The 24,590-nt window shown below is 40.5% G+C and carries 18 protein-coding genes, 3 tRNA genes and 1 pseudogene; 14 read left to right on the top strand and 8 right to left on the bottom strand.

Translation table 11 applies throughout. The features are described from left to right. The first annotated feature begins 75 nt into the window (after positions 1 to 75). The gene (gene gndA, locus L2672_RS14780; RefSeq protein ID WP_248996610.1) at positions 76 to 1,605 is read left to right on the top strand and encodes an NADP-dependent phosphogluconate dehydrogenase; all 1,530 of its coding nucleotides are present in this window, start codon (positions 76 to 78) and stop codon (positions 1,603 to 1,605) included. A gap of 174 nt (positions 1,606 to 1,779) precedes the next feature. Here the strand turns inward: gndA and mnmC1 are convergent. Continuing rightward, a pseudogene (gene mnmC1 / locus L2672_RS17395) lies at positions 1,780 to 3,024 on the bottom strand (FAD-dependent 5-carboxymethylaminomethyl-2-thiouridine(34) oxidoreductase MnmC1); the annotation flags it as partial. 895 nt (positions 3,025 to 3,919) lie between these two features. On the opposite strand from mnmC1, the gene fabB reads away from it, so the two are divergent. Continuing rightward, positions 3,920 to 5,131, top strand: a complete 1,212-nt coding sequence (gene fabB / locus L2672_RS14770; protein ID WP_248996608.1) for a beta-ketoacyl-ACP synthase I — start codon at positions 3,920 to 3,922, stop codon at positions 5,129 to 5,131. A gap of 91 nt (positions 5,132 to 5,222) precedes the next feature. Here fabB and L2672_RS14765 read toward each other — a convergent pair whose 3' ends face one another. Continuing rightward, on the bottom strand, positions 5,223 to 5,819 hold the full coding sequence (locus L2672_RS14765) for a Yip1 family protein (protein WP_248996607.1): 597 nt from the start codon (positions 5,817 to 5,819) through the stop codon (positions 5,223 to 5,225). Between the two features lie 321 nt (positions 5,820 to 6,140). On the opposite strand from L2672_RS14765, the gene miaE reads away from it, so the two are divergent. After that, positions 6,141 to 6,908, top strand: a complete 768-nt coding sequence (gene miaE / locus L2672_RS14760; RefSeq protein ID WP_248996606.1) for a tRNA isopentenyl-2-thiomethyl-A-37 hydroxylase MiaE — start codon at positions 6,141 to 6,143, stop codon at positions 6,906 to 6,908. Positions 6,909 to 7,126: 218 nt separating this feature from the next. Here miaE and L2672_RS14755 read toward each other — a convergent pair whose 3' ends face one another. Beyond that, positions 7,127 to 7,861, bottom strand: a complete 735-nt coding sequence (locus L2672_RS14755; protein WP_248996605.1) for a UDP-2,3-diacylglucosamine diphosphatase — start codon at positions 7,859 to 7,861, stop codon at positions 7,127 to 7,129. A 3-nt stretch (positions 7,862 to 7,864) separates the two neighbouring features. Beyond that, entirely contained in the window at positions 7,865 to 8,356 is a 492-nt protein-coding gene (locus L2672_RS14750; protein ID WP_248996604.1) for a peptidylprolyl isomerase, read from the bottom strand. Between the two features lie 142 nt (positions 8,357 to 8,498). On the opposite strand from L2672_RS14750, the gene cysS reads away from it, so the two are divergent. After that, positions 8,499 to 9,878 (top strand): cysteine--tRNA ligase, encoded by a 1,380-nt coding sequence (gene cysS / locus L2672_RS14745; protein WP_248996603.1) that lies wholly within the window; start codon positions 8,499 to 8,501, stop codon positions 9,876 to 9,878. A 68-nt stretch (positions 9,879 to 9,946) separates the two neighbouring features. On the opposite strand, the gene folD is transcribed toward cysS, so the two are convergent. After that, a complete protein-coding gene (gene folD, locus L2672_RS14740; RefSeq protein ID WP_248996602.1) occupies positions 9,947 to 10,801 on the bottom strand; it encodes a bifunctional methylenetetrahydrofolate dehydrogenase/methenyltetrahydrofolate cyclohydrolase FolD in 855 nt (284 codons plus the stop codon). A gap of 371 nt (positions 10,802 to 11,172) precedes the next feature. Here folD and L2672_RS14735 point away from each other — a divergent pair. The 10 genes from L2672_RS14735 (at position 11,173) to L2672_RS14690 (ending at position 21,423) form a co-directional block, all read left to right on the top strand. Then, positions 11,173 to 11,249 (top strand) — tRNA-Pro (locus tag L2672_RS14735). A 92-nt stretch (positions 11,250 to 11,341) separates the two neighbouring features. Then, positions 11,342 to 11,418: transfer RNA gene (locus L2672_RS14730), tRNA-Arg, on the top strand. A gap of 7 nt (positions 11,419 to 11,425) precedes the next feature. Then, positions 11,426 to 11,501 (top strand) — tRNA-His (locus L2672_RS14725). A gap of 361 nt (positions 11,502 to 11,862) precedes the next feature. After that, positions 11,863 to 13,167 carry a trigger factor gene (tig, locus tag L2672_RS14720; protein WP_248996601.1) on the top strand — a complete coding sequence of 435 codons (1,305 nt, stop codon included), beginning with the start codon at positions 11,863 to 11,865 and terminating at the stop codon, positions 13,165 to 13,167. A gap of 88 nt (positions 13,168 to 13,255) precedes the next feature. Next, positions 13,256 to 13,867: an ATP-dependent Clp endopeptidase proteolytic subunit ClpP gene (gene clpP / locus L2672_RS14715; protein ID WP_248996600.1), complete on the top strand. Its 612-nt coding sequence runs from the start codon at positions 13,256 to 13,258 to the stop codon at positions 13,865 to 13,867. A 133-nt stretch (positions 13,868 to 14,000) separates the two neighbouring features. Then, positions 14,001 to 15,281 (top strand): ATP-dependent protease ATP-binding subunit ClpX, encoded by a 1,281-nt coding sequence (clpX, locus tag L2672_RS14710; protein WP_248996599.1) that lies wholly within the window; start codon positions 14,001 to 14,003, stop codon positions 15,279 to 15,281. A gap of 130 nt (positions 15,282 to 15,411) precedes the next feature. Further along, positions 15,412 to 17,763, top strand: a complete 2,352-nt coding sequence (gene lon, locus L2672_RS14705) for an endopeptidase La (protein WP_248996598.1) — start codon at positions 15,412 to 15,414, stop codon at positions 17,761 to 17,763. Between the two features lie 264 nt (positions 17,764 to 18,027). After that, positions 18,028 to 18,300 (top strand): nucleoid-associated protein HU-beta, encoded by a 273-nt coding sequence (gene hupB, locus L2672_RS14700; RefSeq protein ID WP_160053351.1) that lies wholly within the window; start codon positions 18,028 to 18,030, stop codon positions 18,298 to 18,300. A gap of 207 nt (positions 18,301 to 18,507) precedes the next feature. After that, positions 18,508 to 20,379: a SurA N-terminal domain-containing protein gene (locus tag L2672_RS14695; RefSeq protein ID WP_248996597.1), complete on the top strand. Its 1,872-nt coding sequence runs from the start codon at positions 18,508 to 18,510 to the stop codon at positions 20,377 to 20,379. A gap of 165 nt (positions 20,380 to 20,544) precedes the next feature. Further along, the gene (locus L2672_RS14690) at positions 20,545 to 21,423 is read left to right on the top strand and encodes an AraC family transcriptional regulator (RefSeq protein WP_248996596.1); all 879 of its coding nucleotides are present in this window, start codon (positions 20,545 to 20,547) and stop codon (positions 21,421 to 21,423) included. Between the two features lie 81 nt (positions 21,424 to 21,504). Here L2672_RS14690 and fabV read toward each other — a convergent pair whose 3' ends face one another. The 3 genes from fabV to L2672_RS14675 all read right to left on the bottom strand — a co-directional run bounded on the left by fabV (position 21,505) and on the right by L2672_RS14675 (position 24,589). Further along, positions 21,505 to 22,707: an enoyl-ACP reductase FabV gene (gene fabV / locus L2672_RS14685; protein WP_248996595.1), complete on the bottom strand. Its 1,203-nt coding sequence runs from the start codon at positions 22,705 to 22,707 to the stop codon at positions 21,505 to 21,507. A gap of 105 nt (positions 22,708 to 22,812) precedes the next feature. After that, on the bottom strand, positions 22,813 to 23,598 hold the full coding sequence (locus tag L2672_RS14680) for a peptide ABC transporter ATP-binding protein (protein ID WP_248996594.1): 786 nt from the start codon (positions 23,596 to 23,598) through the stop codon (positions 22,813 to 22,815). Next, positions 23,579 to 24,589 carry an oligopeptide/dipeptide ABC transporter ATP-binding protein gene (locus L2672_RS14675; RefSeq protein ID WP_248996593.1) on the bottom strand — a complete coding sequence of 337 codons (1,011 nt, stop codon included), beginning with the start codon at positions 24,587 to 24,589 and terminating at the stop codon, positions 23,579 to 23,581. The genes L2672_RS14680 and L2672_RS14675 overlap by 20 nt, the downstream gene beginning before the upstream one ends. Position 24,590 lies beyond the last annotated feature (1 nt).

The raw sequence follows: 24,590 nt of genomic DNA, 5'->3' as shown, positions 1-24,590 counted from the left end.
AAATCGCTATAATATCTGTCCATATGGGTTCGCGAAACGCGATAAATCTCTGTGACCTTGTGGAAAATAAATCTAATGACTCACCACACTAAATTGTCTGACGTCGGCGTTATCGGTCTTGGCGTTATGGGCAAAAATCTAGCTTTAAACATTGCCGATAATGGCTATCATGTCGCCGCATTTGATGTCGACACTGCAAAAATCAATGCGGCTCTTGAGCAAGAACATCATGAAAGAAAAGAAGGCTTAGCTCCCCGAATGGTAGCCTGTAATAATCTTTCAGAAATGCTTGATAAGTTGGTTTCGCCAAAAGTGATTGTGCTTTCAGTTCCTGCTGGCAAAATTGTTGACGGGATTTGCAATACCTTAATTGAAAGTGGCATTTCTAGCGAAGATATTGTGATTGATACCGGCAACAGTTTATGGACTGATACGGTTAAACGCGAAGCGCATTATAAAGGTAAATTCAAATTCTTTAGCTCAGCTGTTTCTGGTGGTGAAGTGGGGGCCCGTTTTGGCCCTTCATTAATGCCAAGTGGTGATGAATCTGCGTGGAAATATGTTGCGCCAATTTGGAAAGCTATTGCAGCTAAAGTTGATAGCGCAACAGGATTACCCATTGAGCGTTTTGAACCGGGTAACCCTGTCACCGAAGGTGAACCTTGTACGACTTATATTGGCCCTGCGGGCTCAGGCCATTATGTAAAAATGGTGCATAACGGCATTGAATATGCTGATATGCAGTTAATTTGTGAAGCTTATCAATTGCTTCATGAAGGTTTAGGCTTATCTACATATGATATCGGCGAAATATTTAAGCGTTGGAATCAAGGCAGCTTAAACAGTTACTTAATGGGCATTAGTGCTGAAGTTTTACAGCAACAAGACCCTGAAACAGGCAAGCCATTAGTTGAACTTATTCTTGATAAAGCAGGCCAAAAAGGTACTGGTTTATGGACAGCGGTGAGTAGTTTGCAAATTGGTTGTCCAGCCCCGACCATTGCTGAAGCGGTTTATGCTCGTGCCATTAGCACCCAAAAGCCATTACGTGTGACACTCAGTAAAACCTTAGTGGGGCCAGAAAAACAGTGTTTGAGCCAAACAGAACAAAATGAGTTTATTGACGCATTAGAAGATGCCTTATATTGCGCCAAAGTATGTTGTTATGCCCAAGGTTTCCAATTAATGGCGATGGAAGCTAAAGAGCAAAACTGGTCATTAAACTTTGCTGAAATTGCAAAAATTTGGCGTGCAGGCTGTATTATTCGTGCGACGTTCTTGCAATCAATTACTCAGGCCTATGAGCAAAATGCTAGTCTTGAAAATTTACTATTAGCTGAGAGTTTTAGTGAGTCTTTGGCGGCGAAGCAACAAAACTGGCGTAAAACAGTGGCGGCCTCAGTTATGCAAGGCATTCCTGCACCTTGTATTGGTTCAGCTATTGCTTATTACGACAGCTATCGTTGTGAAACCCTACCGGCTAATTTATTACAAGGTCAACGAGACTTTTTTGGTGCACATACTTTTGAACGTACCGATAAGCCAGCAGGTGAGAAGTATCATTTAGATTGGAGCGCTAAGCAGCGTACTTTGATTAAAATGTAACCTGTTGCTTGCATGCTTTAATGAAGCACTAAGTCATAGAACACTAAAAGTATTGATATGAAATCGGCCTGAATTATCAGGCCGATTTTTTATGTGGTCATTTTTTATAGCAGTCTTTTTATAAAGGACTTTTTATAATGGGCTTTTAAAAAAGACTTGAGCCAATTAATAACATTAGATTGCTTTACCTTTTAAGAGTTTGCGCATCCACATTCTATTAGGGCTCAATAATGTTTGGGTGAGTAAGCTTATGGGTAATATTTCACCGCACATTTGCGCTGCTAAGCTTTCGGCCACTATTGGCGCTGAACTTAGCCCGCGGGAACCAAACCCCCCTAATACAAATAACCCTTGGTGAATGGGTGCAGGAGTCTGTTGCCAGTAGCTTTGCCATAAACTAGGTTTGTCTTTACTTTCAAGCTGTTGCTGGTAGCGATGATTTATTTCTGCCATATCTGGGCAAATGCCCATAACAGGAAAATGATCTCGACTGACCATTCTAATACCGACTCTTGCCTCGTTATGACTGGTGTCGATATCGTCTGGCCATTGACTATTAGGGAAGCTTTGGCGCATTTTTAGACTGTTTTGATGTTGTTCTTCAAGGCTAAAATCGAGGTTTTGCGGATTTTTAATATAACTTGCCCCAACACAATGTTGTCCATTATTAGCAGGGGTTAAGTAACCATTAGCACAAATTACCGTTTTTAATTGGCTGAGTTCACCTTGAGAGGGTACATGACTCACTTGACCTCTAAAACCACTGAGTGGAATGCTGGTGGTTTGTTCGAATTCCGTTAGCTGGGCTCCGTTTGCGACGACTAATTTTGCATGTTGGCCAACTAATTTAGCTTGATTATCGTTAGATAAACTCGCTGAATATAGCTGCCACTGGTCGGCGTTAGATTGAATAGCATCAATTTTACAATTCATTCTAATTTCAATGTTACCCGATGCTTTTGCCTGTGCTAAGCAAGCATTGGCAAACTCATAAGGGCAAATCCAACCTCCTGCAGGATAGTAAAAAGCAGCAGTATTAATCTCAACTCCAGCAAGTTTACTTGCCGCTTTTGCATCAACAGCATAAGCAATATTTCTAGGCCACTGTTGGCCATTAATAATTTTATTAAGCCTAGTAGTGGTTTTGTCATCAAAGCCTGTTTGGAGTACGCCACAAAAATCATGGCTAATATTATGTCCGAGGTTAATTAAATGATTAACACGTTGACGACTATATAAAAAAGCATGTTGAAAAAACTGGCTTAACGGGCCATTTTCAGGAGTGAGTAAAGGATATATAGCCCCTTGTTTGTTTCCCGATGCACCGTCAGCAATTGCATTGTCTTTACAATACAAAACAACATGTTGACCACGCTCAATTAACGATAACGCCAAACAAGCGCTAGCGATACCTCCACCAATAATGCCAATTGATTTAGGGTGCTGAGCTTGTTGTTTAACATCGATGCTTAACGGACCTTGGTAGGCGAATTCGTGTTGTAATTGCTGCCTTAAGGCATTGCGTTCATCTAAGGCAATGGCGTCATTTAAAGATTCACTGCAAAAATCTGCAACCAAAAAACCGGTATATTCAAGCTGCTTTATAGCCTTGGTCAGCTGGTTATTTTTGGTATCTAAAGGCTTATCGTAAAAACTGAATTGAGCATTATTGCTGCTTAGTCGGCCGAGTTGCCAAAGTAAATCCTGCTGATAAATGTGATCTGATTGGCTTGGCGTTAACGTATTTGAGCATGCAAACCAATGTCGAATCATTTGGCTTATATTGCTAGCACTTTTTAATAGCGAGTGCATATTACCCAAATAAAAGTCGATAACAATGTCCTGTTGAATATGAACCCGTTGGCAGCCGATTATAGGTGCGATAATAATCTCGTTGTTAAACTGACTTAAGATTTTTATCAACGCAGAAGCGTAGTCTTCTAACTCAACGGCTGTGGTTGTTGGATTGAATAAGCTGAGATGTAACCGCAATGATTCTGATTTATCTGAAAGTTGTTTTGCTTGAGTAAAAGCGTCAACGACCACTAGAACATCATTCACAGAAGTTAAGCCAATTTGACCTATGTGGATGACGATTTCGGTTAGTGACGTTGTTTCAGTTAAGGTCACTAAATGTTGTTTATAGTGATTTAAGCTAAATAAATTGGTGCTTTTACTCAAAATATTTTACTCATACAGGAATAATTGGCATTATTTTACCTGTGTTTATGGAAAGCTGACCACTTAAAAGCGCTAAAACAGATATTATTGGCCGCAATTAAGTGCCGACATCTACCAAATGGATATCAATATAATGAAAAGAGTCGTGATCACCGGTCTAGGTGTAGTTTCAAGTATCGGTAATAACAAGCAAGAAGTAACTGATTCTCTAAAAGCGGGTCGTAGTGGTATTACCCATTCAGATCAGTTTGAAGAAATGCAACTGCGCAGTCATGTTTGGGGGGATATTAAAATTAACCCAGCTGACCACATTGATCGTAAAGCATTACGTTTTATGGGCGATGCAGCCGCTTATGCTTATATAGCAATGAACGAAGCTATTGCTGATGCAAATTTAACAGAAGAGCAGTATTCAGATCACCGTGTGGGTATTGTTGTTGGCACTGGTGGTGCATCGTCATCAAACCAAGTTCAAGCCGCTGATACATTACGTGCAAAAGGCGTGAAACGTGTTGGTCCTTATATTGTCCCTCGTATTATGTCTAGTACAGCTAGTGCTTGTTTAGCAACGCCGTTCAAAATCAAAGGTGTTAACTATTCAATCAGCTCAGCTTGTGCAACCTCGGCTCATTGTATTGGCCATGCTGTTGAGCTTATTCAAATGGGTAAGCAAGATATGGTATTTGCTGGTGGTTCAGAAGAGGTTGATTGGACACTTACCATGGGCTTTGATGCGATGGGTGCGTTATCTACTAAATATAATGATAACCCAACTAAAGCGTCACGTACTTATGATGCAGACCGTGATGGTTTTGTGATTTCAGGCGGCGGCGGTATCGTTGTTGTTGAAGAGCTAGAGCATGCTTTGGCTCGTGGCGCTAAAATTTATGCAGAAGTGATAGGCTACGGTGCTTCATCTGACGGGTATGATATGGTTGCGCCATCTGGTGAAGGTGCTGTGCGTTGTATGCAAATGGCACTTGCCGATGTTGATACTCCAATTGATTATGTTAACTCACACGGTACATCTACTCCGGTTGGTGATGTGCGTGAACTTGAAGCATTACGCACCGTGTTTACTGATAATATTCCACCTGTTGCGTCAACTAAGTCATTAACGGGTCATGCTTTAGGTGCTGCAGGTGTTCATGAAGCGATTTATAGCTTGTTAATGATGGAAAACAGCTTTATTGCACCAAGCATCAACATTGAAAATATTGATGAGCAAGCTAAAGATATTCCGGTTGTACGCGAGCTTCGTGAAACCGAACTGAATACCATTATGAGTAACAGTTTTGGGTTTGGTGGTACTAACGCAACTTTAGTAATGCGTAAGTATAAGTAACCCTATAGACTTAATATGAACCTAAAAAAACCAGTCGTGAGACTGGTTTTTTAATGGGAATTTGATGACTCAATTTGCCGTTATTGCATCGTTACTGCATCATAGGACCAAAGCCTAAACTCCATAAAATGACACTTGATGCCATAAGGGCGACTAATAAAACTAACCCTGCGGTGACCACTGAGCTAGCATAAATAAAGCCTTTTTCTTCAGGAATGTTCATAATAATTGGTACACCCGCATAGAGCAGATATACAGAGTAGGCTAAACCAACCAAGCCGACCATCATAATAAACCACAAAACCGGATAAAGAGCCGCAAAACCTACCATAAATAAAGGTGTTGCAGTATATGCAGCAAGTTCAAGTGCTTGAGTGTAAGTTGGGTTCGCATCGAAAGTCTTACCCATCCAAAATGCGAGATATGCTAAGGCAAGTACACCACCAATTAAACCAAAATACATGCCAATAGACATAAACATAGCACTTTGACTTGTTAGGAATAGAGGCTCACCAGCACCGGGATTCCATCCAATGTGTGCGGTGGCGAAATAGGAGCAAATTGCCGGAATTAAGGCGATTAGTAACACATGACTTAAACTGCTTTTTAGCGCTTCGTGATTTTTTTCAATTGTTTCCCACTCTTGTTTTGGGTGAGTGTATAGACCCATTAAGTGATTTAGAATCATTATTGTTATCCTTGTTTAGCACATAACTACAAGCTCGCCAAACTACAGACGAACTGACTTCAGCTCTTTTCAATCGCCTTAATCAGCCCAACACATACTTAGCACTATCAAAATTGACTAGTAAATTGCTAAGTAATGACTTCATTCCCAATTTGAAGTCTATCCACTTAAGGTGATTGCTTTAGCGCAAAAATTAAACCGCGCTTAGTCTATTTATTAAACATAAAATGCGTTTCGTCAAGTTGTAATACGCAATTGGCTTCAGAAAAGGTTGCTTGAAAGGTATCATAGCGATATTGAATTCGGATGAATGAGTAATTAATGCAACAACTTTTAGCCCCAATTTATGACTTTTTAGGATGTGAAACACCCGATGCTTGGATTGAACGAGCTAAAAAGCCAGAGCAATTAACTGAATTATTAATTGATCATTGTAACTGTGAGCTAAAAGCTGCTCAAACGGCAATGTTTATGATTCGCAAGTATGCGATTGATAAGCAAAGTTCACATATCTTGTTAGCTTGGGCAAAGCCCTATGAGGATTTTGTTTATAACAAAGATCGTAATATTAACCAGTTTTTACAGCGTGATGTTAAGAAAAATGACATTACCGCGGACCTTGTACCAAGCGAAAAGCTAGCCATTAGTGAAGACTTAATGATTAAAATGGTGCGCTTAATTAAAGAAGAGTTTCATCATTTTGAGCAAGTACTGCAAATTATGTCTGCTAGAAATATCGAATATCGCAATATGCGTGCAGGACGATATGCCAAGGGGTTAATGAGCCATGTAAGAACCTTTGAACCCGCCACTATGGTAGACAAATTGATTATTGGCGCATTTATTGAGGCGCGTTCCTGTGAGCGCTTTGCCAAGTTAGCGCCCCATTTAGATGATGAATTAAATCGATTTTATGTTTCGTTGCTTCGTTCTGAGGCTAGGCATTATCAAGATTATTTATCATTGGCACGAGATGTTGCTGGTGAAGATATTAGCGAACGCATTGCCTATTTTAAAGTGCAAGAAGCTGAGTTGATTTTATCGGATGATGAAGCTTTTTGTTTTCACAGTGGTTCGCCAGTGGCTTGATCCTTTATTTAAACCGTGGCTTTTAAAGAGTGGTTTGATTAACTACAGGTTCCGGCTCACAAGCATTGCCGGAATGACGTGTTATATAGGCATTATTGGAACAACTTAAATATGTGTCTCATCAGAACAACGTAGTTATGGAGATTCTTGGAGTGAGTTTTTAAAGCTCATGCCTATGGGGAATGGATTGAACTTAAATGCGTCATCCCCGAGTTCTTTTATCGGGGATCTGTTTGTTGATCTTTAAAAGGCAGTTGAATCAGTTCACAACCCTGACTATTTACATATAGCACACTGCCATGAGTATACCAGTCACCAACTACAACACGCTGTTTATTATTGCTTAACTCATGAATAGCAGGTCGATGAGTGTGACCGTGAATCATACGCTGGCAGCCTGTTTGTTGTAACAGCTTGTCTACTGCGCTAAGTTCGACGTCCATGATTTGATAGTGCTTTTGTTGATTACTTTGCTGGCTTTTCTTACGAATTTTAGCTGCAATATTTAACCGTGTTTGTCGAGGTAAGTGCGCATATATCCATCGTACTATGCCAATGCTTCTAAAGCGTCTGAATCGTTGGTAGCTAACGTCTAAAGTACACAGGCTGTCACCATGTAAAATAACGGTTTGAGTACCATATAAATTGGATTGATAGGTATCAGGAAGCAAGACCATTCCAGCTTGCTGACAATAGGCTTTACCTACTAAAAAATCTCGATTACCTTGGATAAAATAAACAGGAATGGTTAATGATACTTGCTTAATGGCAGAGGCAATTTCTTTTGAGAAAGGTTCGGCAATATCATCACCCATCCACACCTCAAACAAATCTCCAATAATGTATAGGCACTCAACATTATCTAATCCGTGCTTGAGAAAGTGTAAAAATGCTTGGGTGATATCGGGGCGATCTGCACTTAAGTGCAAATCCCCCACAAAGGCGGTACGCATTAATTATTTAACTGTAACGCTTTGAATAACGACTGCTTCTAAAGGTACGTCTTGATGCATACCATGGTTACCAGTAGCGACGCCTTTAATTTTTTCAACGATATCCATGCCTTCAACAACTTCACCGAATACACAGTAACCCCAGCCTTGGCTTGTTTCTGACTTAAAGTCTAAGAAGGTGTTGTCATTAATATTGATAAAGAACTGAGCTGTTGCTGAATGTGGGTCAGATGTGCGCGCCATAGCGATAGTGCCTTTACGGTTTGATAATCCGTTGCTGGCTTCATTTTGAATCGCGGCGTTACCACGTTTTTGATCCATGCTTTCAGTAAAACCACCACCTTGGATCATGAATCCATCAATAACACGGTGAAAAATGGTACCGTCGTAGAATCCTTCTTCAACATACTTCATAAAGTTTGCTGCAGTAATAGGTGCTTTTTCTGCATCGAGTTGCAAAGAAATATCGCCAAAATTGGTATGTAAAGTAATCATAAGATCTCACTTATATGAAATTAGTGGCGCGATTCTAACTTATCTTGCATGACTCATAAAGTGCGGTGTTCAAAACTATGTACATCATGGTAGACTCAGCAGCAATATTATTTCTACTAAACGTGTATACAAGAGAACCTCGATGTTAAAGATCTACAACAGTATTAGCCGTGAAAAACAAGAATTTAAACCCATCAATCCAGGTAAAATTGGAATGTATGTTTGTGGCGTTACTATTTATGACTTATGTCACATCGGTCATGGTCGTACTTTTGTTTCTTTTGACATGATAGTCCGCTATTTACGTTACATCGGTTATGACGTTAATTTTCAACGTAATATTACCGATGTTGACGATAAAATTATCAAACGCGCTAATGAAAATAATGAGTCGTGTGAAGCATTAACAGAGCGTTTAACGGCTGAAATGCATAAAGACTTTGACGCGCTAAATATGGTTCGTCCTGACTTTGAGCCTAAAGCAACGTTACATATGCCAGAAATCATTGATATGGTGCAACGTTTATTAGACCGTGGTCATGCTTATGTTGCCCCTGACGGTGATGTATTGTTTAGTGTGGCTTCTTACAAAGAGTATGGGCGTTTATCTGGACAAAATTTAGATCAACTACAGGCGGGTGCCCGTGTTGAAGTTGACCATAACAAGCAAAACCCAATGGATTTTGTGTTATGGAAAATGTCTAAACCAGGTGAGCCTACGTGGGAATCTCCTTGGGGGCCAGGTCGCCCAGGATGGCATATTGAATGCTCTGCAATGAACAGCAAACATTTGGGTGTGCATTTTGACATTCATGGGGGTGGTTCAGATTTACAGTTCCCACACCATGAAAATGAAATTGCTCAATCATGCTGTGCCCATGATACGCCTTATGTAAACTACTGGATGCATTCTGGTATGGTGATGGTTGATCGTGAAAAGATGTCTAAGTCATTAGGTAACTTCTTCACTATTCGTGATGTGCTTGAGCATTATGATCCTGAAACTGTGCGCTATTTCTTGTTATCTGGTCATTACCGCAGTCAGTTAAATTATTCTGAAGATAACTTAAAGCAAGCTCGTGCAGCACTTGAACGTTTATATACTGCGTTTAAAGATCTTGATTTAACGGTTGCGCCTGCCAATGCTGACGAATACGTCGCTAAATTTAAGCTGGCAATGGATGATGACTTTAATACTCCAGAAGCTTATTCAGTATTGTTTGATATGGTACGTGAGATTAACCGTCTTAAGTTAACAGATATGACTGCAGCTTCGGCGTTAGGCGTAAGCTTAAAACAATTAACTGACGTCTTAGGTTTAGCATGTCAAACGCCAGAAGCTTTCTTTAAAGGGCAGGGGAGTGACGACGAAGTTGCTGAAATTGAAGCGCTAATTGTTGAGCGTAACCGCGCTAGAGTTGAAAAAGATTGGCCTGCTGCTGACGTTGCACGTGATAGATTAAACGAGTTAGGTGTAATTTTAGAAGATGGCCCTAGCGGTACAACTTGGCGTAAAAAATAATTACCCTCTGTACAAAAAAGCCTGCATAAATGCAGGCTTTTTTGGGCTCGTAAATCATGGTGAAGTAATTAACTATGGTACTCTTCGCATGCATACAAGGTATTTTCTAGAAGACTAGCAATTGTCATCGGGCCTACACCACCAGGTACTGGGGTAATAAAGGCGGCATTTTGCTCTGCCACTTCATATTGTACATCACCCACTAATTTACCGTCATCTAAACGATTAATGCCCACATCAATTACTATTGCACCAGGTTTAATCCAATCTCCAGGAATAAAACCGGGTTTACCTACTGCAACAACGACTAAATCCGCTTGGCGCACTTTTTGCTCAAGGTTTTTTGTGAAGCGATGACAAGTGGTCGTTGTGCAGCCCGCGAGTAATAACTCTAATGTCATCGGGCGACCAACAATATTTGACGCACCAACAACCGTCGCATCTAAACCATAGGTATCAATGCCGGTTGATTTGATCAGGGTCATAACCCCCATAGGCGTACAAGAACGTAATACTGGAATACGTTGAGCTAGACGTCCTACATTATAAGGGTGGAAACCATCGACATCTTTATCTGGACGTATGCGCTCAATCACTTTTGAGTCATCAATATGAGCCGGTAATGGTAATTGAACCAAAATGCCATCAATGGCTGTATCAGCATTACATTTATCAATTAATGCTAATAAGTCAGCTTCAGAGGTAGATGCATCTAGATCAAAAGATTGCGATTCAAAGCCAACTTCTTCACACGCTTTTCTTTTACTGCCGACATAAACTTGTGATGCGGCATCACAGCCTACGAGGATCACTGCAAGCCCTGGAACACGAAGACCGGCTTCTTTCCTAGCGGCGACTTTTTGTTTCAAGGTACTGCGAATAGATTGTGCGATTGCTTTACCGTCAATGATTTGAGCAGACATGGCTGTTGAGGTTCCTTTAAATTTCGCGGGGATCATAAATCGGACGCTATTCTAACAGGCGTATAGAAATGTGTCATTTGCTAGACTATTAAAATAGTGTGAATAAACTATTCGCACTATGATGCTAATCACCTTTTTTGCTGCTTAAACCAGCATATAAACAAATTGCTAAAAAAAATCGTTGACGATAGCAAAGTGACTCGCTAAGATGCGCTCCGTTCTCGAGTGAGTCGTTCAGCAATGATTGTAGACAAGCTTAATAGAACATTCGGTGATTAGCGCAGCCCGGTAGCGCATCACGGCTCTTTGAAAGAGTGGAACAGAGGGTTTACCCTCTTTTAAGTTAAGCTCAAAATACTAGGCAAGATTTTCGGTGATTAGCGCAGCCCGGTAGCGCATCTGCTTTGGGAGCAGAGGGTCAGAGGTTCGAATCCTCTATCACCGACCAATTTCATTATTTGCTTGTTAGTATGATGAGCAGATAATAGAATAAGTTTCTGACTTATTCAGCCAGACAGGATACAGTAGAAGCTGTACTATGCGCCCGTAGCTCAGTTGGATAGAGCATCCGCCTTCTAAGCGGATGGTCGCAGGTTCGAATCCTGCCGGGCGTACCATATTATGGTGATTGTAGCTCAGTTGGTAGAGTCCCGGATTGTGATTCCGGTTGTCGTGGGTTCGAGCCCCATCAGTCACCCCATTATTCCAGGTACAACTAAAATACATAGTTGCTATCCTGAGGAAATATTGAACACTTATCGTTCAATTGTAAAAAAAGCGACCATTGGTCGCTTTTTTTATGCCCTAAAAGCGGCTATTGATGCTCGACTAAGCAAAAAACGGTGGCTATAATGTCGCGTCTTGATAAATATCAATTATGTGCTATCTGTGCCATCAGCGTCTTCAGTATCATTAAACTCGCTGTGTTCGGGCAAGTAGTCAAACCCATATTCAAGAATCGAATATTTATTCTCAACTGAATGGGTATTCAAGAAACGAATGTTTAATAGTTGAGCTTTCGACTATTACAAAGGAAGTTAGACATATTTCGAGGTAAAACAATGCAAGTTTCTGTTGAAACAACTCAAGGCTTAGAACGTCGCCTGACCATTTCTGTTCCTGCTGAACAGATTGAAAAAGTGGTAAAAGACAACTTATTACGTGAAGCCAAGCGTGCTCGTATTCCTGGCTTCCGTCCTGGTAAAGTACCGACTTCAGTGATTGAAAAACGCTACGGTGCGGCAATTCGTCAAGATGTGACTGGCGAAATCATGCAACGTAACTTCATTGAAGCAATCGTGGCTGAAAAACTAAACCCAGCAGGTGCGCCAGTATTTGCTCCAGGTGCAGTTGAAGGTGACACTTTTGAATTCGTAGCAACTTTTGAAGTTTATCCTGAAGTTGAGCTTCAAGGTTTAGACGCTATTGAAGTTGAAAAGCCAACTGCTGAAGTCAATGATTCAGATGTTGACGCGATGATCGAAACTTTACGCAAACAGCATGCTACTTTTGAAGCAGTTGAGCGTGAAGCAGCTGATGGCGATAAAGTTAAAATGAACTTTATTGGTAGCGTAGATGGCGAAGAGTTTGAAGGTGGCAAAGCTGACGATTTCGAACTTCAACTTGGTAGTAACCGTATGATCCCTGGTTTTGAAACCGGTGTTATCGGTCATAAAGCCGGTGAAGAATTTGAAATTGAAGTGTCTTTCCCTGAAGACTACCACGCTGAGAACTTAAAAGGTAAAGCGGCTAAGTTCGTTATCACCTTAACTGAAGTTCAAGCAGCTAACCTACCAGAAGTTAACGATGAGTTTGCTTCTTTATTCGGCATTGCTGAAGGTGGTTTAGACGCGCTTAAAGCTGAAATCCGTAAAAACATGACTCGTGAACTTGAACAAGCGCTTAAAGCGAATGTTAAAGAGCAAGTGATTACTGGTTTATTAGCTGCTAACGAAATCACTATTCCTGCGGCATTAGTTGACGGTGAAGTAAATGTACTTCGTCAACAAGCTATGCAACGTTTTGGTGGCGACGCTAAAAACATGCCTGAGCTTCCAGCTGACTTATTCACTGAACAAGCTGAACGTCGTGTGAAAATTGGTTTACTTCTAGGTGAAGTAATCAAAACTAACGAATTAAAAGCTGAAGATGATCGCGTGAATGCGTTAATCGAATCTATGGCTTCTGCTTATGAAGATCCAGCTGAAGTTGTTGCTTACTACAACGGCAACAAAGAACTTATGCAAAACATGCGTAACGTTGCTTTAGAAGAACAAGCCGTTGAAGAACTACTAAAATCTGCAAAAGTGACTGAGAAAGCAGTCGAATTTGAAGAATTTATGAACAAGGCTACCGGTCGCGCGTAACCATCGCTTGACTTAATAAGCCGTTCGCCATTTATAATGGCTCGTATGAGATTTCATACGAGCCATTTTTATTTTAGGGAAGTGAATAATGCATAAAGCGCCAGAATCTGTACTCAATGCTCTTGTACCTATGGTTGTTGAACAAACAGCTAAAGGTGAACGTTCTTATGACATCTACTCTCGTCTATTAAAAGAGCGTGTCATCTTTTTAGTTGGACAAGTAGAAGAACACATGGCTAATTTAATTGTGGCTCAATTGTTGTTCTTAGAATCAGAAAGTCCAGACAAAGATATTTACTTATACATAAATTCGCCAGGGGGGTCTGTTACAGCCGGTATGGCAATTTATGACACCATGCAATTTATCAAGCCAAACGTCAGTACCGTATGTATGGGCCAAGCTTGTAGTATGGGGGCGTTTTTATTGGCTGGTGGAGCAAAAGGTAAGCGTCATTGTTTACCTAACGCCCGCGTGATGATTCATCAACCATTAGGTGGTTTCCAAGGTCAGGCATCAGATATTGCTATTCATGCTCAAGAAATCTTAGGTATTAAGAATAAATTAAACGAAATTCTAGCTGAGCATACTGGTCAGCCATTAGAAGTCATTGAGCGTGATACCGATCGTGATAACTTTATGAGCGCGAAACAAGCTGAAGAATACGGTTTAGTGGATTCAGTAATTACAACTCGTAGCTAATACAAGCTGATTTTTTGCTGTGACTGAGTTATTCTTAATGTAATTGACAGAATAACTCAGGTATACAGCGTTCAAAAGTATATCGACAAGCAGAGCTCAGACACAGGTCTAGGCTGCAACCAGAGGTAAAATAATGGGCGATAACAAAAATAACGGTGACAGCACAAAATTGCTGTACTGCTCTTTTTGCGGAAAAAGTCAACATGAAGTCAGAAAGCTGATTGCTGGCCCATCGGTATATGTATGTGATGAGTGTGTAGAATTATGTAATGACATTATTCGTGAAGAAATCAAAGAGATTTCGCCGAAGCGTGATGATGAAAAATTACCAACACCTCATGAATTACGTACTCACTTAGATGATTATGTTATTGGGCAAGACAAAGCGAAAAAAGTGTTAGCTGTAGCGGTATATAACCACTATAAGCGCTTACGTAACGGCACACCAAAAGATGGTGTAGAGTTAGGTAAAAGTAATATTTTGCTGATTGGCCCAACTGGTAGTGGTAAAACATTATTAGCTGAAACTCTGGCTCGTTCATTAAATGTTCCATTTACCATGGCTGATGCGACTACGTTAACCGAAGCGGGTTACGTTGGCGAAGACGTAGAAAATATCATTCAAAAGTTACTTCAAAAGTGTGACTATGATGTTGAAAAAGCGCAGCGCGGTATTGTCTACATTGACGAAATTGACAAAATTAGCCGTAAGTCTGATAACCCATCGATTACGCGTGATGTGTCAGGTGAGGGAGTTCAGCAAGCTCTGTTAAAACTTATTGAAGGGACTATTGCTTCAGTACCTCCTCAAGGTGGTCGTAAACATCCTCAGCAAGAGTTTTTACAGGTAGATACGTCTAAGATTCTCTTTATCTGTGGTGGTGCGTTTGCTGGGCTTGAAAAAGTGATTGAGCAACGTGCGCATACGGGTACCGGTATTGGTTTTGGTGCTGAAGTGAAAGGCGAAGCTGATAAAGCAACAATTTCACAAACACTAGGCCAAGTTGAACCAGGTGACTTAGTTAAATTTGGATTAATTCCTGAATTTATTGGCCGTTTACCGGTTGTTGCAACGCTAACAGAATTAGATGAAGCAGCATTGATTCAAATTTTATCTCAACCTAAAAATGCATTAACCAAGCAATATTCTGCATTATTTGAGATGGAAGACGTTGAACTTGAATTCCGTGACGATGCTCTTAAAGCTATTGCCCACAAGGCGATGACCCGCAAAACAGGTGCTCGTGGTTTACGTTCAATTGTTGAAAGTATTTTGCTTGATACTATGTACGATATCCCATCACAAGAAGGTGTTGTGAAAGCCGTTGTTGATGAATCAGTGGTTAAAGGTGAATCTGCACCTATTCTGATTTATGAAAATAATGACTCTCAAGCTGCTTCGGGTGAACAATAATTGTTCATATAGACAATTAGTTGAAAAATAAGGAGTCCATTGGGCTCCTTTTTTCGTATTTAGCATTGAAACTCTTAGCATCACCCCAATATACTGAGTATTAGTCTTTTTCATCAAACGGAATCGAGCCATGACCCAAGAGCGTGAAGCGCATATCGAACTCCCCGTGTTACCACTGCGAGATGTTGTGGTATATCCCCATATGGTTATTCCGCTATTTGTCGGACGGGAAAAATCAATCCGTTGCTTAGAATCGGCAATGGAGCAAGACAAACAAATTTTATTAGTTGCACAAAGAGATGCAGATTTAGACGAACCTACTAAAGATGATATTTATGAAATAGGTACCGTCGCATCGATTTTACAGCTGCTTAAACTCCCCGATGGAACCGTTAAAGTATTGGTAGAAGGTGGGCAGCGAGCCAAAGTTGAGCGTTACACTCAAGAAGAAGAGTTCTTTGTCGCAACCGCACAGTATTTAGAGTCTGAAACCTTAGCTGAGAAAGAAGAAGAGGTGCTAGTGCGTAGCGCCATTGGTCAGTTTGAAGGTTACATTAAACTGAACAAGAAAATTCCTCCAGAAGTCCTGACCTCTCTTACTGGCATTGAAGAAGCCGCACGTCTTGCTGACACGATGGCTGCGCATATGCCATTGAAGCTTGAAGACAAACAGTCAGTACTTGAGATGATCAACATTGGCGAGCGTCTTGAATACTTAATGGCGATGATGGAAGCTGAAATTGACTTATTACAAGTTGAAAAACGCATCCGAACACGTGTTAAGAAACAAATGGAAAAAAGTCAGCGCGAGTATTATTTGAATGAGCAAATGAAAGCCATTCAAAAAGAGCTTGGCGATATTGACGAAAGCCATGATGAATTTGAAGTCTTAGGTAAAAAGATTGAAGAATCTGGCATGCCTAAGGATGCAAAAGAAAAAGCCAGTGCTGAACTCAATAAACTTAAAATGATGTCACCTATGTCAGCAGAAGCGACCGTTGTACGCAGCTATGTTGATTGGATGACTTCAGTACCTTGGAAAAAACGCTCTAAAATTAAGCGCGATTTAGCCAAGGCACAAGATGTACTTGATACTGATCACCACGGTTTAGAAAAAGTTAAAGAACGCATATTAGAATACCTTGCGGTTCAAAGCCGAGTGAAACAGTTAAAAGGCCCTATTTTATGTTTAGTAGGACCTCCAGGTGTGGGTAAAACCTCATTAGGCCAATCTATCGCTAAAGCAACAGGTCGCGAATATGTGCGAGTGGCTTTAGGTGGGGTAAGAGATGAAGCGGAAATACGCGGTCATCGTCGTACCTATATTGGTTCTATGCCGGGCAAAATTATTCAAAAAATGTCTAAAGTGGGTGTCAAGAACCCACTGTTCTTGTTAGATGAAATCGATAAGATGAGCTCTGATATGCGCGGTGACCCTTCATCAGCATTATTAGAGGTGTTAGACCCAGAGCAAAACGCGACGTTTAACGATCATTACTTAGAAGTTGATTACGACTTATCTGATGTGATGTTTGTGGCAACATCTAACTCGATGGATATTCCAGGGCCATTATTAGACCGTATGGAAGTGATTCGTTTGTCGGGATATACCGAAGATGAAAAGCTTAATATTGCTAAACAGCATTTATTACCAAAACAAATTGAACGCAACGGCTTAAAAGCCAAAGAGATCAATGTAGATGATAGTGCTATTTTAGGGGTTATTCGTTATTACACCCGTGAAGCTGGCGTGCGTTCATTAGAGCGTGAATTATCAAAAATTTGCCGTAAAGTCGTTAAGCAAATTTTGCTTGATAAGTCGGTGGCATCTGTTGACGTTAATCAAGACAACTTGAAGTCATTCCTAGGAGTGCAACGTTTTGACTACGGTAAAGCCGAGTCAAGCAACCAAATTGGTCAAGTGACTGGCCTCGCTTGGACACAAGTGGGTGGCGACTTACTGACTATTGAAGCCACTTCAGTAGCAGGTAAAGGCAAGCTTGCGTATACCGGGTCGCTTGGTGATGTAATGCAAGAATCTATTCAAGCTGCAATGACAGTAGTACGAGCTCGTGCTGAACAACTAGGTATCAACGCAGACTTTTATGAGAAACGTGATATCCATGTTCACGTACCTGAAGGAGCAACACCAAAAGATGGTCCATCAGCTGGTGCTGCAATGTGTACCGCATTAGTATCAAGTTTGACTGGTAACCCCGTTAAAAGTGATGTGGCAATGACAGGTGAAATTACTTTACGTGGTGAAGTATTACCTATCGGCGGATTAAAAGAAAAGCTTTTAGCAGCGCATCGAGGCGGTATAAAACACGTACTGATCCCTAAAGAAAATGAACGTGATTTAGAAGAAATCCCTCAAAACGTGATTGCAGATTTACAAATACATCCAGTACGTTGGGTGGATGAAGTGTTAAAACTAGCCCTTGAAAAGCCCGTCGAAGGCTTTGAAGTGGTTAAAAAATAGCTATTTAGGTGAAAAAAGTGCTTTATAGCATAAAAAAAGTGAAAAAAGGGGCTTAACAAAAGGCTGAGCTGTGGTAGCCTAGGTTTGTGGAGAGTCAGACACACCAAGCCCTTGGCGCATCTGACTTTGAGCTGTATCCAATTTTTTATTTTTTTGGTTTTCTATAGAACTTTACATAGTGTTGAGTTTTTAACAAAAAGCCTCCGCAGACCGCTCTAAACATGGATTTGGTTGCGGCGCGACAATAACATTCAAGGGGATGACATGAACAAATCTGAACTAATCGAGAAAATTGCTTCTGGTGCTGATATTTCTAAAGCTGCTGCTGGTCGTGCACTAGACTCTTTTATTGCTGCTGTGACAGAAGGTCTTAAAGAAGGTGATAAAATTTCTCTAGTTGGTTTTGGTACTTTTGAAGTACGTCAACGCGCAGAGCGCACTGGCCGTAACCCACAAACGGGTAAAGAAATCAAAATTGCTGCTGCGAACATTCCTGCGTTCAAAGCGGGTAAAGCACTAAAAGACGCTGTTAACTAAAATTAGTTAATAACGTTGCCTGTTTCAGGTATTCGTAAAGTAAGCACTGCTTTTGCAGTGCTTTTTACGACTTAAATATCAGTTGCTAAGTCATTGATATCGGAGTATTGGGTTATACCCTAGGTAGCGTCTGATAACTCCAAGTAAACAAGGCGCATCGGCAAGTGATGCGCCTTTTTAATTTAATCGCAACAAGCGAGAACTCAGATGTTAGAAAAAATTCGCGAAGGGTCACAAGGTGTTGTTGCAAAAACAATTCTTATATTAGTGATACTTTCATTTGCTTTTGCTGGTGTGAGTAGCTATTTAGGCTCTGACACTGGTGTTCCTGCCGCAGTTGTTAATGGTACTGAAATTTCTGAAGCTGAACTAGAACAAGCGTTTCAAAATGAGCGTGCCAGTTTAGAACAACAATACGGTGAAATGTTTGAAGCCTTAGCTGCCGATGACTCATATATGCAAAGCATTAAAGCTGGTGTATTAGACCGTTTAATTGCTAATACCTTGGTTGATCAGGCTGCGATAGACTTAGGCTTACGTGTTTCAGACGAACAAATCAAACAAGCCATTTTTAATGAACAAGCTTTCCAAACTGATGGCAAGTTTGATAATGAACGTTATCAAGCAGTGTTACGTCAGTTGAATTACCAACCAGTGACTTTCCGTAACATGATGCGTGTCGATATGACTCGTCGTCAGTTACTTAATGCCATTGTAGGTAGTGAATTTGTATTAGACGGTGAAGCAACTCAACTAGCTGCTTTACAAAGTCAAACTCGTGATATCAGTTATATTGCTGTAGATTCAACGCCATTTTTAGATTCAGTTGAAGTCACAGATGAAGAAGCTAAAACCTATTACGACAACAATCTGTCTCGCTTTAACAGCCCTGAGTTAGTTAACTTAGAATATGTTGAATTAAATGTTGATGATATTGCTGAAACCATCACGGTAGATGACGCAGAAGTCGAGAAAGACTACCAAGACAATGAATCACAATACCTAACACCAGAAAAACGCCTTGCGGCTCATATCTACGCAGCAAGTGGTGATGACGATGCTGACAAAGCTAAGTTAGCTGAAGTTTATGCTCGTTTACAAGCGGGTGAAGATTTTGCTGAGTTAGCCAAAACGGAATCTGATGATCAGTTCAGTGCTGAGCAAGGTGGTCAAATCGACTGGTTTGAACAAGGTGTGATGGATGCTGCTTTCGATCAAGAGCTATTTAGCTTACAGAAAGGCGCTTATTCAAACGTTGTTAAAGGTGAGTTTGGTTACCATATTATCAAATTGCTGGATGTTCAGCCTGGTGCAATTGCTTCGCTAGATGAAGTGAAAGATAAAATTGTGGCTCAAATCAAAGCGAAAAAAGCGCTGGATATTTTCTATGGCTTACAAACTCAGCTTTCAGATACCAGCTATGAAATTCCAGATACGTTAGTTGATACAGCTGAAGCGGTTAATAAGACTGTTCAAACTACAGGCTTGTTTACCCGTGATAACCCGCCAGCGGGCTTAGATTCTCCAAATTTAGTTAAAGCGGCTTTCTCTGACCAAGTCTTAAATGACGGCATGAACAGTGATGTTATTGAGCTGGCTCCAAATCATGTTGTTGTGGTTCGCATGAAAGAGCATCAGCAAGCTGGTACGTTAGGTTTTGATAAAGTAAAAACCAATATCATCAGCCGTCTGAAGCAAGACAAAGCTAATGAAAAAGCACGCGATAAAGCGGCAGGATACATGGCTGACCTAGAATCAGGTACTTCTGACTTAAGTGCTGAGTTAACTTCGGTTGCCAATCTTGAACGTAATAATCAATCAGTTGATGCTGCGATTACCACTAAAGCGTTCCAAATGCCTGAGCCTGCAGAAGGTAGCCAGTCTATCGACACCGTTGCTCTAGGTGCGGGTTACGCGGTTGTTGTTCTTAATCGAGTGAATAATGTGACTGAACCAGAGTCAGCTGTGGTTCAATCAGTTAAAGATGCATTAGGTCGTCAATATGCTAACTCTGACTACCGTGCAATGATTGACTTACTAAAAGCTCAAGCAACAATTGAGTATCCAGTTGCAGAATAAATCATGTTGATTTAAGTTTTATAATCAAATGACAAAAGCCAAGGTTGATAATGCCTTGGCTTTTTTATATGGGTATATTTAAGCATTATCCCAATCACTTATTTATCGTGATTGGTACTAGGCGAACACTAATAGCCTTGGTGCATTTTGATAAAGGAAGCTGGAATGGAATTGTTGAGTGAAAAGTTTGAGCGAGTACTTGCATATATTGATACACATTTAAATACCTCATTATCGCTTGATACTTTAGCCGATATAGCCCAAGTACCTCAGTGTCATTTTGACAATATCTTTATGAGTTTGTTTCATTCGACAAGCTCGCAATATATTCAGTTATTGCGCAACCTAGAAGCGGCACATCAGCTGGGGTTCGATAAAAATATCTCGATAATGCAAGTGGCTCAATCTGTGGGTTATGTTGATGAGGCGACTTTTACTACTGAATTTACTGCCAGTATCGGTCAATCTCCAAGTGATTTTCAGTTACACCCTGATTGGGGCAACTTTTTTGTTAAACAGCAGCCTTTAAAAACGTTATCAGAAGGACATGAAACCTTATCTGCAGATGATGTAAACGTTGAGGTTATCCGTTTAGAAACCATTCCATGTATTGCGATAAAACATCAAGCAAGTGAGCAATACTTGCCCCAAACAATTCAATCAATGAGAGCGTTCAGACAAGCTCATAAACTATCTCCTCAATTCAGTCGCACATTTAACCTTATCCATCAGTTTCAACAAAATGCGAGCGGGCAAATCAACATGGATATAGCTGTAAGTGTTACTGCTGAACAAAAAGCGCAGTTAACCGCAGTGATTAATGATTCAGAGCACTTTTATTTTTCAGAGATACCTCAAGGACAATATGCGACATTTTTGCATACAGGCACTGATGAGGAACTTAAAAAGAAGTTGAACTACTTATTTGCGAGTTGGTTGTCATTGCAACACAAAACATTAGCGAATTATCCATTGTTTTTTGAACGTTTAAATATTTTACAGCAAGATAATGCTCAAACTAGAGTGTTTTTAGGTGTTGTGTAATAAGATTTTTTCATAAAGGTTGTTGTAAATAGACGTAAAAAAATCAGCCACAAGGGCTGATTTTTAGTGAGTTATTTTGATTTAAAGATTAATTACATCAAACTCTACATTAGGATTAACGTCTGCTTCGTAGTCGATACCTTCAATACCAAAACCGAATAACTTCAGGAATTCATCTTTATATTCGCGATAGTCTGTTAACTCACTTAAATTTTCAGTGGTTACCTGTGGCCATAAATCGCGACAGTGTTGTTGAATTTCTTCTTTTAATTCCCAATCATCTAGGCGAAGACGGTTTGACTCATCTACTGCGGGCGCTTGGCCATCAGCACGATATAAACGTTCACTGAACATACGGTAGATTTGTTCCATACATCCTTCATGTAAGCCTTCTTCGCGCATTTTCTTGAATACCATAGCAATATATAAAGGCATAACAGGAATGGCTGAGCTAGCTTGTGTGACAACACTTTTTAATACTGCAACATTGGCGCTGCCACCCTTAGCCGATAACTTATCATTTAAGGTGTGTGCTGCTCGGTCTAAATCCATTTTGGCTTTACCTAATGCACCATGCCAGTAAATTGGCCAAGTGATTTCGGTGCCAATGTAGCTATAGGCTACAGTTTTACAGTTGTCTGCTATTACATCAGCCTCAGCTAATGCCTGCATCCATAATTCCCAGTCTTGTCCACCCATTACGGTAACGGTATCTGCAATTTCTTGCTCAGATGCTGGCTCAACAGAGGTTTCAATAATGAGGTCTTTGTTGGTGTCAACGGCAGTTGCTGTGTAGGTTTCACCAATGGGTTTGAGTGATGAACGGATCACTTCGCCTGTGTCCGGTAATTTACGTACTGGAGAGGCTAATGAATACACAACCATATCAACTTGACCTAAGTCTTGTTTGATCAGCTCAATCACTTTTTGTTTAGCTTCATGACTAAATGCATCACAGTTAATGCTTTTAGAATATAAGCCTTCTGCTTTGGCAAATTTGTCAAAAGCTGCTGAGTTATACCAACCGGCAGTACCTGGTTTAGTTTCTGTACTTGGCTTTTCAAAAAATACACCAATGGTGGCGGCATCGCTGCCAAATGCAGAAGCGATACGTGAAGATAAGCCATAACCACTTGATGAACCAACCACTAATACCTTTTTAGGGCCATTAGCAATTTTGCCTTTAGCTTTAGTGAGCTCGATTTGTTCTTTAACATTAGCTTCACAGCCAACAGGGTGAGTGGTGGTACAAATAAATCCACGAATTTTTGGTTTAATAATCATAAGTCAGTTTCTTCCTTTTACGTTGGCACTAGGATAATTAGTTCACGGCTCAAATGGCACTAATTTTTATGAAAAGTGCCATAAATACTCAGTGGTTGGAGCAGTTTAACGCTTTTGAAGCATTTGCGTTTGTTCTTGAATGAGCCTTTGGGTGTATTCATTTTGTGGAGAGTTAAATAAGTCTTCAGTTTTGGCTTTCTCGACCATGCAACCATTTTGCAGCACCATCACTTTGTCACTAATATGGCGCACAATATTAAGGTTGTGAGAAACAAAAATATAAGACAGTCCTAACTCTTTTTGAAGTTTGAGTAGTAGATTTACAATCTGCGAACGTACCGATAAATCAAGTGCGGTTAACGCCTCATCTGCGATAATAATTTTAGGGTTTAGCATTAACGCTCTAGCTACTGCAACCCGTTGTTTTTGGCCTTCTGACACCATATGTGGATAAAAATGGGCATGCTCAGGAAGCAAGCCAACTTTGCGTAACGTGTCTATCACTAATGCATTTCGTTCATCGCTAGCTAAATCACTATTAAATTTGAGTGGTTCATTTAATAAGTCCCCAATGGTTAATCTTGGGTTTAAAGAGGTATTGGGGTCTTGAAATATCATCCTAATCAGTCGACAGCGCTGTTTTAAATTATGCGATTCAAGTGATTCACCTTCAAAAATAATCTCACCACCAGTACGTTGTTCTGCGCCTACAAGTAACCTTGCTAAGGTAGATTTACCCGAGCCGACTTCACCTACAATAGCCAGCGTTTCTCCGCGCTCTAACTCAAAAGACACAGGCATTAATGCGTCATAGTATTGCGGCTGAAAGCGTTTGTAGCCGGTTAAATACTGTTTTGATAATTTAGTGACTTTAAGCAAAGGTGTCGTCATCAGATTCTTGCTCGTCTTGATAAGGGAAATGGCATGCAAAAGCACGATCTTTATAAATTTCAACACTGGGTTGCTTAACACATTGTCGTTTAGCTTCAGGACACCTTGGGCCAAGTCTGCATCCCGCGGGTAAGTTTTGTATTGATGGTGCAGAACCCTGTAGCGTCGGTAAATCGGCTTTATGTTTAATTTTACCGGTATAGTCTGGTAAGTTTTTCAATAACGAGCGGGTATAGGGGTGAAAAGGGGCTGCCACAAGATCGGTGGTTAAACCTGACTCCATCATCTGTCCGCCGTATAGCACTGTGAGGTTTTTACAATATTTAACCAGGGTTTCTAATTCGTGACTGACTAATAATATCGACACATTTTGTAGCTGGTTTAATTGTGATAACAACCTAAAAATTTGTGCCTGAGTATTAAGTTCCATTGAGTTGGTAGGCTCGTCGGCAATTAATAACTTAGGGTGGTTAGCTACTGCCATAGCTATCATCACTTTTTGGCATTCTCCATCAGATAACTCCCAAGGGTAGCATTTCATTAACGCTTTAGGGCTTTTAATGCCGACTTTATGCAGCCACTTTTGAGCATTTAAATAGGTATCTTTGGAGCGACGCCAGAAAGGAATATTTTTGTTGGGAACCATTGCTTCAATTAATTGGCTACCCACAGTTTTTACAGGGTCAAGGCTGCCAGATGGATCTTGAAAAATCATAGCCATGTCGCATCCCATTAAATAGCGACGCTCTTTAGCGGTGAGTTCAAGTAAGTTTTTACCATCAAACATCATCCGATCTGCAATAACATGCCAATTAGAGCCTAAAATCCCCAGAATAGCCTTAGTTAATACACTGCGCCCTGAGCCTGACTCACCGACTAAACCATGAATTTCTCCTGGATTCATGGTTAAGCTAACTTTTTCTAACACGGCAATTCTGCCAGCATCAGTATCTAGTTCAATGGTCAAGTTTTTAATATCAAGTAATGGCATA

The organism is Shewanella gaetbuli, from assembly GCF_023284065.1.
In the GTDB taxonomy this organism is placed as follows: Bacteria; Pseudomonadota; Gammaproteobacteria; order Enterobacterales; family Shewanellaceae; genus Shewanella; species Shewanella gaetbuli.
Note: the sequence above shows the minus strand (reverse complement) of the source record. Positions and strands in the feature narration are given on the sequence as shown.